Origin of the sequence: Psychromonas ingrahamii 37 (genome assembly GCF_000015285.1) — a bacterium.
GTDB lineage: Bacteria > Pseudomonadota > Gammaproteobacteria > Enterobacterales > Psychromonadaceae > Psychromonas > Psychromonas ingrahamii.
Genome location: NC_008709.1, coordinates 915765 through 929419, shown reverse-complemented (window position 1 = coordinate 929419; position 13655 = coordinate 915765). Strand labels below are relative to the sequence as shown.

Below are 13655 nucleotides of genomic sequence, written 5' to 3'. Positions count from 1 at the left end.
AATGGCCTATAAGAATGCAAGCTCACCCCATCAAAAACAGCGGAGAACAACGTCACAGGTGATGGTTTTGGTTATTTTATGCTTAATTCCTGGCGTATTTTTACAAAGTTATTTTTTTGGTTATGCAAATTTAATACAAATATCATTAGCTTGTCTTGCCGCGCTGGCAAGTGAAGCTTTTATTTTAAAAATAAGAAATCGTCCTGTTTTAAACACGCTAAAAGATGCGAGTGCTTTACTGACCGCAATCCTGCTTGCGATTTCCATTCCTCCCCTTGCGCCATGGTGGATTGTGGTAATTGGTACTATTTTTGCAATTATATTTGTTAAGCAAATATATGGCGGACTGGGACAAAATATTTTTAATCCCGCAATGGCCGGTTATGTTTTGCTGTTGATTTCGTTTCCAGTACAAATGACCTCCTGGTTACCAGTACAATCTCTGCAGCCATTTTCTCTGACCTTGATGGATCAGATAAATGCAATCTTCACGGGCTCGACCCTTGACGGGTATTCTGTTGCGCAACTGAGTGTCAGTATTGACGGTTTGTCCATGGCAACCCCGCTGAACACAGTGCGTGATGCCCTGCATAATGGATTTACAGTCACCGAAATTTTCAATAGCGTGCAGTTTAAAGCTTCTTCCTGGCAACAAATTTATTGGATTAATGGGGCTTTTTTAGCGGGTGGATTAATTTTATTATTTAAACGTATCGTTCATTGGCATATCCCGATGAGTTTCTTATTGGGTATCGGCATCTTCTCTTTTATCGCTTTTGCCTACAGTCCGGATCTTAATGCGCCTCCCCTCTTTCACCTGTTTTCAGGCGCTACAATGTTAGGAGCCTTTTTTATATTAAGCGATCCGGTTAGTGCATCCACAACGGTTAAAGGGCGTATTTTATATGCATTATTAATCGCTTTCATCGTGGTTATTATTCGTAATGTGGGTGGTTACCCTGATGCAGTTGCCTTCGCTGTTCTGCTTGGCAATATGTGTGTTCCTCTGATTGATTATTATACCCAGCCCAAGGTTTATGGGGGAAGAAAATAAAATGTTTTGTATACTTAAAAATGAAAATAAAAATGCCAGTAAAATTAATTATTATAAACAAAAAATAGTATCTGGCGGGGACGTATTTAAGATATTTTTTATGCTTAAAAATGAAAATAAAGGTGCTGGTAAGATTAATTATTATAGGCAAACTAGAGTGTCCGGTGAGGACGTATTTAAGATATTTTTTATGCTTAAAAATGAAAATAAAGGTGCCGGTAAAATTAATTATTATAGGCAAACAATAGTGTCTGAGGGGAGAGTTTAATATGTTTTCAACAATCAGTCGCAATGCGTATTTACTCGCAGCCTTTGCTATCGCCTGTACCGGCAGCATCGCTATTGTAAACGAATTTACACAGCCCATTATTGCCCAGCAAGAGCAACAAGCTTTGTTGAAAATGCTAAACCAGCTTATTCCGGCTGATTTATATGATAATGATATTGTTGCCAGCTGCTTTGCGGTCACGGATAAAAACTTATTAGGCACTGCAGAGCCGCAGCAGGCCTTTATTGCTAAAAAAGACAATCGCCCTATCGCACTAATGTTAAAAACAACCACCATGAGCGGTTATGCCGGTAGAATAGATCTCGTTGTCGGAATTTATGAAGATGCCAGAATTGCCGGTGTCCGTGTACTTCAACATTCTGAAACCCCAGGACTAGGCGATAAAATTCAAACAAATAAATCTGACTGGATTTACTCTTTTAACGATAAAGTTTATCAGGAAGCACAAAAATCACGCTGGGAAGTGAAAAAAAATGGCGGGGATTTTGATGCTTTTACCGGGGCAACCATTACGCCTCGCGCCGTTGTTTTTGCAGTAAAAGATGCGTTAATTTATTTTCAAAAAAACAAAAAAGCACTCTTCAAGCATAAAGCAAATTGTGGAGAAAGTTTATGAGTGAACAAAGCCAGGAAATCCCTGCAGACAAAGATAAGACAGATAGCGCAGATTCCGTTTATAGGAAATTAATGCGTCAGGGTTTATGGGCAAATAATCCCGGTATTGTGCAGTTATTAGGGTTATGCCCTCTGCTGGCCGTCACAAATACAATAACCAATGCGCTGGGGCTTGGTTTGGCCACGCTCTTTGTGGTGGTCGCTTCAAATTCATTGATCTCATTAATCCGTCACCTTGTACCACAAGCCATCCGGATCCCTATTTTTGTGATGATCATCGCCTCACTGGTCAGCTGTATTCAATTATTAATGAATGCCTTTACCTATGAGCTTTATCTGTCTTTAGGTATTTTTATACCCTTGATCGTCACTAACTGTATGATTATTGGCCGTGCGGAAGCTTTTGCGTCTAAAAATAGCATTAAACATTCCGCATTTGATGGTCTGATGATGGGGGTGGGTTTTGGCCTGGTATTAATCATTTTAGGCGCCAGCCGAGAAATATTAGCTCAAGGTACATTATTTGACGGAATAGAAACTATGTTAGGCGATTGGGCTAAGATATTAACCATCACGATCTACCAGGCTGATACAAGTTTTTTACTTGCGGCACTGCCGCCGGGTGCTTTTATTATTATGGGATTAATCATTGCCATTAAAAATGCGATTGATCACCGGATTAAAGAATAATGAACAGGTTTACATATCCCGAAATATTAATGCATTTATCGACTGAAAAGTAATGAGCGATATTAAACGTCGCAAAATATTAATGCATTTATGGGACTGAAAAATAATCAATGATATTAAACGTCGCAAAATATTAATGCATTTATCGACTGAAAAGTAATGAGCGATATTAAACGTCGCAAAATATTAATGCATTTATGGGACTGAAAAATAATGAATGATATTAAACGGCGCGAAATATTAATGCGTCTGCGAGCTGAAAATCCAACACCACAAACTGAACTTAATTACAGCTCTCCCTTTGAATTGTTAATTTCAGTTATCCTGTCTGCACAAGCAACTGACGTCAGTGTTAACAAAGCAACCGCTCTGCTTTATCCCGTTGCCAATACACCAGAGACAATCGCAGCATTAGGCGTCGAGGGCTTAAAGCGCTACATTAAAACCATTGGTTTATTTAACAGTAAAGCCGCCAACGTGATCAAAACCTGTAACCAGTTAATCACATACCATAATAGTGAAGTGCCTGAAAATAGAGAAGCGTTAGAGGCCTTGCCCGGTGTGGGACGTAAAACAGCTAATGTGGTGTTAAATACGGCATTTGGCTGGCCGACAATAGCAGTAGATACGCATATTTTCCGCGTCTCTAATCGCAGCAAATTAGCCATGGGCAAAAGTGTGGAGGAAGTAGAAAAAAAATTGCTAAAAGTGATACCCACTGAATTTAAACTTGATGTGCACCATTGGCTTATTTTACACGGCCGTTATACCTGTGTTGCCCGCAAACCCCACTGTGGTTCCTGCCTGATTGAAGATTTATGCGAGTTTAAAGAAAAAACAGAAGATTAAGTTGTCTCATTAGCTGATCTATTTTAATCAGTGCGCAGATGCGAGCCTGAAGGCTGACAGCTGACGGCTAACAACTGACAGCTAACAGCTGACGGCTAACAACTGACAGCTGACGGCTGACGGCTTCGGGCTTTTTAGTCTTTGCGATCCGAAAGCGATTAATCTTCGCCCTTGTCACCCCGTAAATGAATAGTAATACCGTTTAAGAAGTATCTTAACAGTTGATCACCACATAGCTTGTAGTTACGGTGATCCTGTTTTCTAAATAAGGCTGACAATTCACTTTTAGAAATCGGGAATTCGGCTAGCGCTAACATCTTTAACATATCTTCATCTTTATAATTCAATGCGATACGTAGCTTTCTTAAAATATCATTGTTAGGCAAAAAAACATTTTCTGCTAGTATAACCGGCTTGGAGCCTTCTTTTTTACCGCGTTTTTCATTAATAAGACCATCTAAAAAAAGTGATAACAAGCTATCTTGACACAAAACAAAATTTTCTTCACCTTCTTTAGCTATGATGCTGTGTAGGGTTGTTTCGTCAATTGCATTATCAACCGAGGCAAAAATTTCTAGCATTTTTTTATCGTTCAGTTTGAACGCATAACGTACACGTCGTAAAACATCATTGGTGATCATAATTTCTCAATAGGTTTAGGTTTTTAGAAGGCACACTATACGCAAACAGCGAAAATATGCCAATTTAGAATTATTATGGAAAAAGAAAGCGCGTTAACTTCGCAATAACCTTATAAGATTATGCATTACCTTTTACTGTTAACTGCGCCTCTGCGGCAAAGTTCATCATTCTATCTAAAGAAACTAATGCGCCTTGAGCAACTTTTTCATCAACATAAATTTCATGACCAGTCGCATCATTCAGGGCGTTGTATACGGCCTTAAGACCATTCATTGCCATCCAGGGACAGTGTGCACAACTCCGACAGGTTGCTCCGTCGCCAGAAGTTGGCGCTGCCAGAAACTCTTTGTCTGGACAGGCCTGCTGCATTTTATAGAAAATGCCGGTATCAGTTGCAACGATCAGTGTTTTGTTAGGTAACGTTTGCGCCGCTTTTATTAACTGACTTGTTGAGCCTACCGCATCCGCCAATTTAACCACACTCTCTGGCGACTCCGGATGAACTAAAATAGCGGCATCGGGATAAATCGCTTTCATGTCCCTTAATGAACTGGCTTTAAATTCGTCATGAACAATACAGTCACCTTGCCACATCAGCATATCAGCATTGGTTTTGCGCTGAATGTAATCGCCTAAATGCCTGTCCGGCCCCCAAATTATTTTCTTACCCTGGCTATCAAGGTGATCGACAATTTCTAATGCAATACTTGAAGTCACAACCCAATCAGCACGCGCCTTAACAGCCGCTGAAGTATTTGCATAAACAACCACAGTACGGTCCGGGTGCTGATCACAAAACTCACTGAAGGATTCGATTGGGCAGCCCACATCTAAAGAGCAGGTAGCCTCTAATTCAGGCATTAACACTTGTTTATTGGGTGTTAAAATCTTAGCCGTTTCCCCCATAAAGCGAACGCCAGCAACCACCAGTGTAGTGGCTGGATTATCACGACCAAAACGCGCCATATCTAATGAATCAGAAACATAACCGCCCGTTTCTTCAGCTAATGCCTGAATGTCGGGATCGGTATAATAGTGTGCAATTAAAACAGCATTTTTTTCTTTTAATAGCGTTTTAATTCTAGCCTTATAATTAACCTTTTCAGGTACAGAAAGAACCGCTGGTTTAGCTGGAAAAGGATAGTCTGAACCCACAATTGGAGAGTATTTACTCATCATAGTCTCTTAGATATTAAAAATATGTTGGTCATTGTACCGCGAAGAACAGTAAAAATGATAATAAAAAATGCTTATATCCAATCCATCAATTTTATATTTATTTAAAGGAATTTTAGCAATTAAGTGGTTTGTTTAGTGGGATTGGTGTTGAATTCAGGAATAAAAGAGAGTTTACAGCAATAGATATTTACTTAAATTAATACAAACTTATTAGGATTTTTTATAGAAGTGTATATTGAAGTGGTGGGTGGCAAATATTTAAAATTTTGACAAGTAGATCAAAAGTCCGCTGCTCTGCCAACTGGGCTAACGACCCCAATTTTTTCGGTATGACTATCTAAAAAGTGGTGGGCCGTGAAGGATTTGAACCTTCGACAAACGGATTAAAAGTCCACTGCTCTACCAACTGAGCTAACGGCCCAAATATTTTTCTGTTGTTACTTATTTGGTCTTACTTATCAACTAAAGAGAATTAAAATTTACATTACAATTAACTGAGCTGACTGTCTAAAAATTTGGTGGGCCGTGAAGGATTTGAACCTTCGACAAACGGATTAAAAGTCCACTGCTCTACCAACTGAGCTAACGGCCCAAATATACTTCTTCTTATACTTATTAATCGAAGGTTTCACTTCGACTCTTATCAACTAAAGAGGATTAAAATTCACATTTCAACCAACTGAGCTGACGGTCTAAAAATTTGGTGGGCCGTGAAGGATTTGAACCTTCGACAAACGGATTAAAAGTCCACTGCTCTACCAACTGAGCTAACGGCCCAAATATTTTTCTGTTGTTACTTATTTGGTCTTACTTATCAACTAAAGAGAATTAAAAATTACATTCCGATCAACTGAGCTGACTGTCTAAAAATTTGGTGGGCCGTGAAGGATTTGAACCTTCGACAAACGGATTAAAAGTCCACTGCTCTACCAACTGAGCTAACGGCCCAAATATTTTTTAGGGTTACTTATCAAACAAAGAGTATTAAAGCACTATATCAATAAACTAAGCTGAAGGTCTTAATGTTTTTTTGGTCTTACTTATCAGCGAATCTATATTAAAAATCTTAACTGATACCCCGAATAAAATTCAGAGCTTACTGTCTAAAAACTTGGTGGGCCGTGAAGGATTTGAACCTTCGACAAACGGATTAAAAGTCCACTGCTCTACCAACTGAGCTAACGGCCCTAATAGTTTTTTAGTATTACTTATTAACCGAAGGTCTCACTTCGACTATTGTCAACTAAATAGGATTAAAATTAATATTTTAATCAACTTAGTCAAGCCAGCAGATAAGTAAAAATTTCCGCTATAGTTTAAGAAAATAGAAACATGAAGTAAATCACATCTTGCTCTCAACTGCGGCGTATACTATACAATATTATGAATATCGCAACAAAAAACGCTTGTTTTTTTTCTGTTTGCCGACAAAGTAAACAAATTGCAAAACAACGGGGATTGCAACTTGTTATATGATTAAATCCTAATCGTATTTATAAAGCATTTAATTGTTTTTGTGCGAGCCCTGCGGCCGATGAATTTGGGTATTCTTTTAACACTTTTTGATAAAACTCTTTTGCCGAAGCTAATTCTCCCAAATATTCATCAATAATACCTATTTTAAATAAAGAATCCGCACGTTTAACCGACTCGGGAAACTTTTCACTCACCGTCAGGAAAGCGACGCGCGCTTCTTTACGTTTTTTCTGCTGATATAATACTAGCCCCAACCAATAATGAGAATTTGCGATATATTCGGATTCCGGATAATCAATAACAAATGCCTCAAAAGCAGTAATTGCCTGATCATAATCCTTATTAACTAAAACCAAATCCACAGCAGCTTGATAGGCCAATTGTTCACCTGCAGAACTTGCGGTTGCAGTGCTATTAGCAGTAGTAGGGGTTGAGACGGCCTTAGGCTGGTCAACCAGTTGGTATAGATTACGTTGGCGATTTTCAATCTCACTGATTTTATGCTCAAACAGCTCCATGCCCCCCTTAATTTCTCTCAACTCTTTAGATAGTTGAGTCAATTGGTTTTGCATGATGATTTGCATTCTATTACGTGATTCCAATAGACGAGCAAACTTTTCTAATTGTTTTTCAACACTCACTCCTTCTGCGGCTGTTACGACACTGACAGACCCAGTTACGCCACTCGCAGAGCCAGTTACGTCACTGACGGGTGCAGTAGCAAAAGTGGAGCTTGAAAAAAAAGTGGCCAGAATAATAGCCATTTGAAGATTATTTTTTTTCATTTATTATTAATAAACCAGTTCTGCGCGGCGGTTATCTGCCCAAGAAGCTTCAGAATGTCCAAAGTTAAGCGGTTTTTCTTCACCGTAGCTTACAACGCTAATTTGATCTGGTAAAACACCCATATTTTCCAGATAAACAGAAACTGACATTGCTCGACGTTCACTTAAGGCGATATTGTAACCAGGCGTCCCTTTTTCATCGGTATGCCCTTCAATCGTCACTTTTTTCGAAGGATTGTTGACTAAGAATTTAGCATGCGCATCCAAAATAGAAGTAAACTCTGGTTTTATCATAGAGGTATCAAAATCAAACTGAATGGTTTTTTGCAAGATGGCATCTGAATACTGCTGAGCCATTAACTCTTCTTCAGTTAGCTCTACCACTTGAAGCCCATCTGTTTCAATTTTATTCTCTTCCGCAGCTCGTTCCATCGCAGCTAGTTCCATCGCAGCTTTGTCCATCGCCGCTTGTTCCATTGCCGCTTTATTAGCTTCCATCGCCGCTGAATCGTTATAACTCTTTGAACTACAAGCACTCAAAGCTAACAGTGGCAGTGCAATTAATAAACTTTTTGAAATCATACTTAGTTTCATATTTTTCCCTTTTTAGTTGTTAATTAACTTACTTTAAAAATGGAGACCACGCAGGCGATTTAACCTCGCCACTTTGTGCAGGAATATTCGCTTTAAAACGACCGTCCATAGAGACTAACGCCAGACCTTGACTACCTTTATAAACAGTACTGTAAATTATCATACTGCCATTCGGCGCAACGCTTGGTGACTCGTCTAAATGTGTTTTGGTCAAGGTTCTTAGTTCGCCAGAGGCCAGATCTTGTGCGGCTATTTTATAATTACCATCAAGGCGGCTAACGAGCACTAGATTAGCACCATCGGGGGTAATTGCACCACCTAAATTAAGATCACCTTCCCAGGTAAGCCGTTTTGTCACTTTCGATTGAAGATCAACTTGATAAATTTGAGGCCCTCCACCGCGAGTAGAAGTAAAAGTTAAACTATTGCCGTCTGGCGACCAATTAGGTTCGGTATCTATAGCGCGATTATTAGTGATTCTACGTAACGCTTTGCTTTGTATTTCTAAGGTGTAGATCTCGGGCTGCCCGTCTTTTGATAATACTATTGCCAAAGATTTACCGTCTGGGGACCAACTGGGTGAGCCATTTATTTTTGGAAAAGAGGTCATTAACTCACGTTTTTGGCTATATAAATCTTGTATATAGACTTCTGAACGGCGGTGCTCAAAGCTAACATAGGCCAATTTTCTTCCATCCGGAGACCATGTTGGTGACATAATAGGCTGTTTTGAACGCAGTATTAATTTTTCGTTATAACCGTCATAATCAGAAATACGTAATTGGTAGGGATAGTCACTTTTGCGATCCACTGCAATATAGGCAATCCGGGTTAAAAATACGCCTTTTTCACCCGTTAATTTTTCATAGGCAACATCACTAATACGATGTGCAAAGCGACGTAATTGAGTTTTATTTACGGTGCCACGGCGACTTTCTAAAATAGGACTGTAGTCAGCAATATTTGCATTTCCCGCCACAACGTCTACCAATTCATAGGTAACAATATATTTCCCGGCTTCCGGTGAAGGTGAGACTTCCCCCATCAATAAAGCTTCAATCCCCATTTTATGCCACAGGGCATAATCAAGGCCGAGACTCTTTGACGGAGTATTAGGCATTTGCTCAATAGGAAGGGGACTAAATTGACCACTACGTTGTAAATCTGCAGCGATAATCTCTGAAAAATTTCCCGGTTTTTCGCCATCACCTAACCACTTAAATGGAATAACAGCGATCGGCCTAGCAGTATTAACCCCTTCGGTAATTAAAATTTCTAAGCGGGCAGAAGCCTGAGACGACAATATAATCATTGAAATTGATAAAAATAAACGTAACAGCATATGGCTTGGTTTCCTTAAAATTCAGGTTTTAAATTAAGATCAAAATCACGGAATTTTGCTGAAATATCCGGATCTTTAGGTATAGGTAATGTGTTTGCTTTTAACGCAGCACGCTTAGCTGATTCACAAAGTTGAATATCACCACTGCTCCGCTTTGCGCTAATCACTAACCCATCTGCGGCTAAACGAATGCTCAAGGTGCAGCTTTTACCTTTCATACTGGGCTCAATTTGCCAGTTTCGTCCTATCTTATCTTGGATAAGCGCTGTGTAGCGGGCAATTTCGGATAATTGTCGAGAGCTCTGGGCATTTGAAAAGGTATCTTCAAATTGCGCGTCCATCTGCTTATCAAGTTCAGCTCGACGTAAACGTTCCTTTTCTTGTTCGGCCTTAACTTTAGCCGCTGCAGCCGCTTTTTCAGCGGCCGCTTTTTCTGCAGCCGCTTTTTCTGCAGCCGCTTTTTCTGCAGCCGCTTTTTCTGCAGCCGCTTTTTCTGCAGCCGCTTTTTCAGCAGCTACTTTTTCAGCAGCTACTTTTTCAGCAGCTACTTTTTCAGCAGCTACTTTTTCAGCAGCCGCTTTTTCAGCGGCTACTTTTTTAGCTTTTTCTGCATCCTGTTTAGCTTTTAACTTTTCTGCGGCTTGTTTTTTTTCTGCAGCAACCCGTTCGGCTGCTTTTTTCTTCTCTTGTTCAATACGCTGTTTTTCTTGCTCTACTTTCTTTCTTTCAGCTTGTTTTTTTTCACTTTGACGCTGAGCCAAATTATCAAGCAATTTTTGGTCAACAACGGTGGCATTGATAATAGGTACTTCATTTTTAGGTTTTATTTTAGGGTTGGAAAAATTCACATTCAAAAGCAACAGAGTGCCAACAATAATATGCATCAAAAGTGCGCCAATAAACGCAATTAATGTTGATCTATTTTTCATTCTTCTTCTGGCTCAGTCATTAGTCCAATGGAAGGCACACCAGCAGATTGCAACAAAACCATTAAGTCTATAACGCTTTTATAGTTAACATCCCCATCACCTTTAACCACAAATTGAGCATTGGGATCGATCGCTAATTGTGCGCGAACTAAAGCCGTCATCTGCTGCCCATCAATCGGCGACTCAATACTCTCACCAACACTTAAATAATAGCGACCCTGTTTATCGATGGAAGCGATCATTGGCGGTTTACTGTCTTCCGCCAGGGTTTCTGCGGCAGCTTGCGGCAAATCAACTTTAACTCCCTGTGTCACAAGGGGAGCGGTTACCATAAAAATAATTAATAAAACCAACATAACGTCGATATAAGGAACGACATTAATTTCAGCAATAACGCGGCGTCTTTTGGGGCTTCGATATGAATATTGTTGCATAACCTTCCCTAGTCACTTTCAGTCGTTGACTGACGGTGTAAAATGGAGGTGAATTCTTCCATTAAGTTAATATATGCCGTTTCTAATTTACCCACTTGTGTCGAAAAACGATTATATGCCATAACAGCAGGAATCGCTGCAAATAACCCCATCGCAGTGGCGATTAACGCTTCAGCAATACCCGGGGCGACCATAGTCAAAGTGGCTTGCTGCACTTCTCCTAATGCAATAAAGGAGTTCATAATCCCCCATACTGTACCAAATAATCCAATATAGGGACTAATAGAGCCTATTGTCGCTAAAACAGGAAGACCCGTTTCTAACTCATCAATTTCCCTTGATAAAGTAACACGCATAATACGATGAGCACCTTCAGTCGTACTGTCGACAGTGCGCCCTGGAATCCGATGTAAACGTGAAAACTCCTTAAAACCGCCATGAAATATTTTTTCACCACCTGTAATTCGCTCACTACGGGCAGCCGATTCTTTGTATAAACGGCTTAAATCATGACCCGACCAGAAACGCTCTTCAAAAAGTTTCAGTGCTTTTTCTGACGATTTAAGATTTTTTGTTCGGGAGAAAATCAATGTCCAGGAATAAATGGACATTCCAAGCAAAAGAATTAATACAAATTTCACAAGCCAACTAGCTTGTAAAAACAGACCTAAAAAAGACATATCAGCATGCACTGGCGATTACCTCAATAATTTCAGCCGGAATAGCTGCGGGTTTCATTTTCTGTAAATTAACACAGGCGATTAGAGTGCTAGCTTGGCATAGAAGTTCCCCGTTTTCATGAAAAACTTCTTGTTGAAATATTAAGCTAGCTTTTTTGTGACCGGTTATTTGTGTTTTCACGCTCAGTAACGCATTAAAACGGGCAGGTTTAAGACAATCCATCTCCACTTTACGCACTACAAATGCAATATTTTTATCCAATAATGTGTCTTGTTGGATGTCAAGCTCACGTAAAAATTCAGTACGCCCGCGCTCAAAAAATTTCAGATAATTTGCGTAATAAACAACACCACCGGCATCGGTGTCTTCATAATAAATTCGTACGGCTAAAGTTGACATGAATACACAGTTTTTCCAAAAAATAATAAAAGCTAAAACTACTATAAATACCATATTTTGTCGAATAATGTCAGATATTTTAGTCAATCAAAAAAAAAGAGGCAGTAATTGCCTCTTTTGCTTTTAGGATTGTTAAATCACACTATGCGATTGAATATGAAAATCACCAATATTCCTCAGGAAAAAGTATTTTTCACAGCCGATAATAAAGATAAAACCTACTCCAGGGATAAACGCTGCACTTAATGCCTGAATCCGTAACCATAAACCCATTGAGCTGAACTTGCGGCTAGATGATTAAAATATATAAGCAGTAACCCACTTAAAAATAACGCGAGCAACAGTGAAACAACCCGCGTTATTAAAAACTTAAATAGACACTGCAATATATCGATATAAACATTTAAGAGTGCTGATCTTCATCAATACCCTCCGCATTCTCGTTTGCTTCAACTTGCTCGTACCACAGGGCATTAATAATACCTAATGAGCAAGCCAACAAAACCCCTAACATCCACGCTAAATACCACATAAAATTCCCTTATTATAAATTATTAATATGCTGAATTTTTATTCTGTTCCATATGTTTTTTGCCAATTCGACCAAACATTTTGAAATAACACCAACAGGTATAAAGTAAAATAATGGGCAAGAAAATAGCAGCCGCCATGGTCATAATATTAAGCGTCATCTCACTTGAGACTGCATCCCAAACCGTTAAACTGAAATTGGGCTCAATGCTTGATGGCATAATAAAAGGGAATGTACTAACGGCAAAAGTCATTAATACACCCACTTGGGTAACACTGCTAAAGAAAAAAGCAAAAGCATTACGATTAAACTTACTGGCAATCCAAACTAATATTGGAAATGACAACCCTACTAATGGTGCAATCATAGTAAGCGGATATTTGTCATAGTTAGCTAACCAGGCACCCGATTGCAACTGAGCAGATTTTAGTAACGGGTTAGCCGGCCCGTTTAAATCCATTAATGAGGTGATCACATAACCATCAATACCGTAAGCGACCCAAACTCCCGCCAATGCAAACAACAGCATGGCTAATGGCGCACAATATAATGAAAGCAAACGTGCTCGTTGCTGCACAACGCCTTCAGTTTTCATTTGCAGCCAAGTTGAGCCCTGTAAAATAAATAAAGTTAAAGAGAAAACTCCCGTTAACAAAGCAAAAGGGTTTAACAAGTCAAAAAAACTACCCTGGTAAGTTGAACGCAAGTATTCATCAAAGACAAAGGGCACGCCTTGCAGCAAATTACCAAAAGCGACACCAAAAATGATCGGTGGCACAGCGCTACCGATGAAAATCCCCCAGTCCCAACTGCTTCTCCAACGCGGATCGCTGATTTTATTGCGGTAATCAAAGCCTACCGGGCGGAAAAACAAAGCAAACAAGGTCAGCATCATCGCTACATAAAAACCAGAAAATGCAGTGGCGTAAACGGTCGGCCAGGCAGCAAAGATAGCCCCGGCTGCCAGCACTAACCAGACCTGATTTCCTTCCCAATGCGGCGCAATGCTATTGATCATAATCCGCCGTTCCTGATCGGTTTTACCCATAAAAGGCAGCAGTGCACCCACTCCCATATCAAACCCATCGGTAATAACAAAACCAATCAGTAAAACACTTATCAATAACCACCAGATTAATTTTAAGGTTTCGTAATCAAACATAAG

Annotated in this window: 16 protein-coding genes and 5 tRNA genes; 5 read left to right on the top strand and 16 right to left on the bottom strand. The window is 39.6% G+C overall.

The window, feature by feature from the left end; genetic code table 11:
- The first annotated feature begins 1 nt into the window (after nucleotide 1).
- The 5 genes from rsxD (at nucleotide 2) to nth (ending at nucleotide 3497) form a co-directional block, all read left to right on the top strand.
- Complete coding sequence (gene rsxD / locus PING_RS03875; protein ID WP_011769146.1) at nucleotides 2–1054, top strand: electron transport complex subunit RsxD; 1053 nt, start codon at nucleotides 2–4, stop codon at nucleotides 1052–1054.
- A complete protein-coding gene (locus PING_RS03870) occupies nucleotides 1038–1322 on the top strand; it encodes a hypothetical protein (RefSeq protein ID WP_041765922.1) in 285 nt (94 codons plus the stop codon). Before rsxD ends, PING_RS03870 begins: the two co-directional genes overlap by 17 nt.
- A gap of 1 nt (nucleotide 1323) precedes the next feature.
- Nucleotides 1324–1959, top strand: a complete 636-nt coding sequence (gene rsxG, locus PING_RS03865) for an electron transport complex subunit RsxG (protein WP_011769145.1) — start codon at nucleotides 1324–1326, stop codon at nucleotides 1957–1959.
- Complete coding sequence (locus tag PING_RS03860) at nucleotides 1956–2648, top strand: electron transport complex subunit E (protein ID WP_011769144.1); 693 nt, start codon at nucleotides 1956–1958, stop codon at nucleotides 2646–2648. The genes rsxG and PING_RS03860 overlap by 4 nt, the downstream gene beginning before the upstream one ends.
- A gap of 213 nt (nucleotides 2649–2861) precedes the next feature.
- Nucleotides 2862–3497, top strand: a complete 636-nt coding sequence (gene nth, locus PING_RS03855; protein ID WP_011769143.1) for an endonuclease III — start codon at nucleotides 2862–2864, stop codon at nucleotides 3495–3497.
- Between the two features lie 158 nt (nucleotides 3498–3655).
- Here the strand turns inward: nth and PING_RS03850 are convergent, their stop codons facing one another.
- From PING_RS03850 to cydB, 16 genes are all read right to left on the bottom strand, one after another.
- Nucleotides 3656–4138, bottom strand: a complete 483-nt coding sequence (locus PING_RS03850) for a YehS family protein (RefSeq protein WP_011769142.1) — start codon at nucleotides 4136–4138, stop codon at nucleotides 3656–3658.
- 118 nt (nucleotides 4139–4256) lie between these two features.
- A complete protein-coding gene (gene nadA, locus PING_RS03845; protein WP_041765918.1) occupies nucleotides 4257–5315 on the bottom strand; it encodes a quinolinate synthase NadA in 1059 nt (352 codons plus the stop codon).
- Nucleotides 5316–5663: 348 nt separating this feature from the next.
- A tRNA-Lys gene (locus PING_RS03840) sits at nucleotides 5664–5739 on the bottom strand.
- Between the two features lie 95 nt (nucleotides 5740–5834).
- A tRNA-Lys gene (locus PING_RS03835) sits at nucleotides 5835–5910 on the bottom strand.
- Between the two features lie 109 nt (nucleotides 5911–6019).
- A tRNA-Lys gene (locus tag PING_RS03830) sits at nucleotides 6020–6095 on the bottom strand.
- Between the two features lie 95 nt (nucleotides 6096–6190).
- A tRNA-Lys gene (locus PING_RS03825) sits at nucleotides 6191–6266 on the bottom strand.
- A gap of 164 nt (nucleotides 6267–6430) precedes the next feature.
- Nucleotides 6431–6506: transfer RNA gene (locus PING_RS03820), tRNA-Lys, on the bottom strand.
- Between the two features lie 305 nt (nucleotides 6507–6811).
- Entirely contained in the window at nucleotides 6812–7579 is a 768-nt protein-coding gene (gene ybgF / locus PING_RS03815; protein WP_011769140.1) for a tol-pal system protein YbgF, read from the bottom strand.
- Nucleotides 7580–7585: 6 nt separating this feature from the next.
- Nucleotides 7586–8173, bottom strand: coding sequence for a peptidoglycan-associated lipoprotein Pal (gene pal, locus PING_RS03810; protein ID WP_011769139.1), 588 nt, complete (start codon nucleotides 8171–8173; stop codon nucleotides 7586–7588).
- Between the two features lie 28 nt (nucleotides 8174–8201).
- Entirely contained in the window at nucleotides 8202–9515 is a 1314-nt protein-coding gene (tolB, locus tag PING_RS03805) for a Tol-Pal system beta propeller repeat protein TolB (protein ID WP_011769138.1), read from the bottom strand.
- Nucleotides 9516–9529: 14 nt separating this feature from the next.
- Nucleotides 9530–10444, bottom strand: coding sequence for a cell envelope integrity protein TolA (gene tolA / locus PING_RS03800; RefSeq protein ID WP_011769137.1), 915 nt, complete (start codon nucleotides 10442–10444; stop codon nucleotides 9530–9532).
- Nucleotides 10441–10878, bottom strand: a complete 438-nt coding sequence (tolR, locus tag PING_RS03795; RefSeq protein ID WP_011769136.1) for a protein TolR — start codon at nucleotides 10876–10878, stop codon at nucleotides 10441–10443. The genes tolA and tolR overlap by 4 nt, the downstream gene beginning before the upstream one ends.
- A gap of 8 nt (nucleotides 10879–10886) precedes the next feature.
- Nucleotides 10887–11570: a protein TolQ gene (gene tolQ / locus PING_RS03790; RefSeq protein WP_011769135.1), complete on the bottom strand. Its 684-nt coding sequence runs from the start codon at nucleotides 11568–11570 to the stop codon at nucleotides 10887–10889.
- On the bottom strand, nucleotides 11560–11958 hold the full coding sequence (ybgC, locus tag PING_RS03785) for a tol-pal system-associated acyl-CoA thioesterase (RefSeq protein ID WP_041765915.1): 399 nt from the start codon (nucleotides 11956–11958) through the stop codon (nucleotides 11560–11562). The genes tolQ and ybgC overlap by 11 nt, the downstream gene beginning before the upstream one ends.
- Before the next feature lie 403 nt (nucleotides 11959–12361).
- Nucleotides 12362–12490 carry a cytochrome bd-I oxidase subunit CydX gene (cydX, locus tag PING_RS03780; protein ID WP_011769133.1) on the bottom strand — a complete coding sequence of 43 codons (129 nt, stop codon included), beginning with the start codon at nucleotides 12488–12490 and terminating at the stop codon, nucleotides 12362–12364.
- 22 nt (nucleotides 12491–12512) lie between these two features.
- Complete coding sequence (gene cydB / locus PING_RS03775; protein WP_011769132.1) at nucleotides 12513–13652, bottom strand: cytochrome d ubiquinol oxidase subunit II; 1140 nt, start codon at nucleotides 13650–13652, stop codon at nucleotides 12513–12515.
- Nucleotides 13653–13655: the final 3 nt, after the last annotated feature.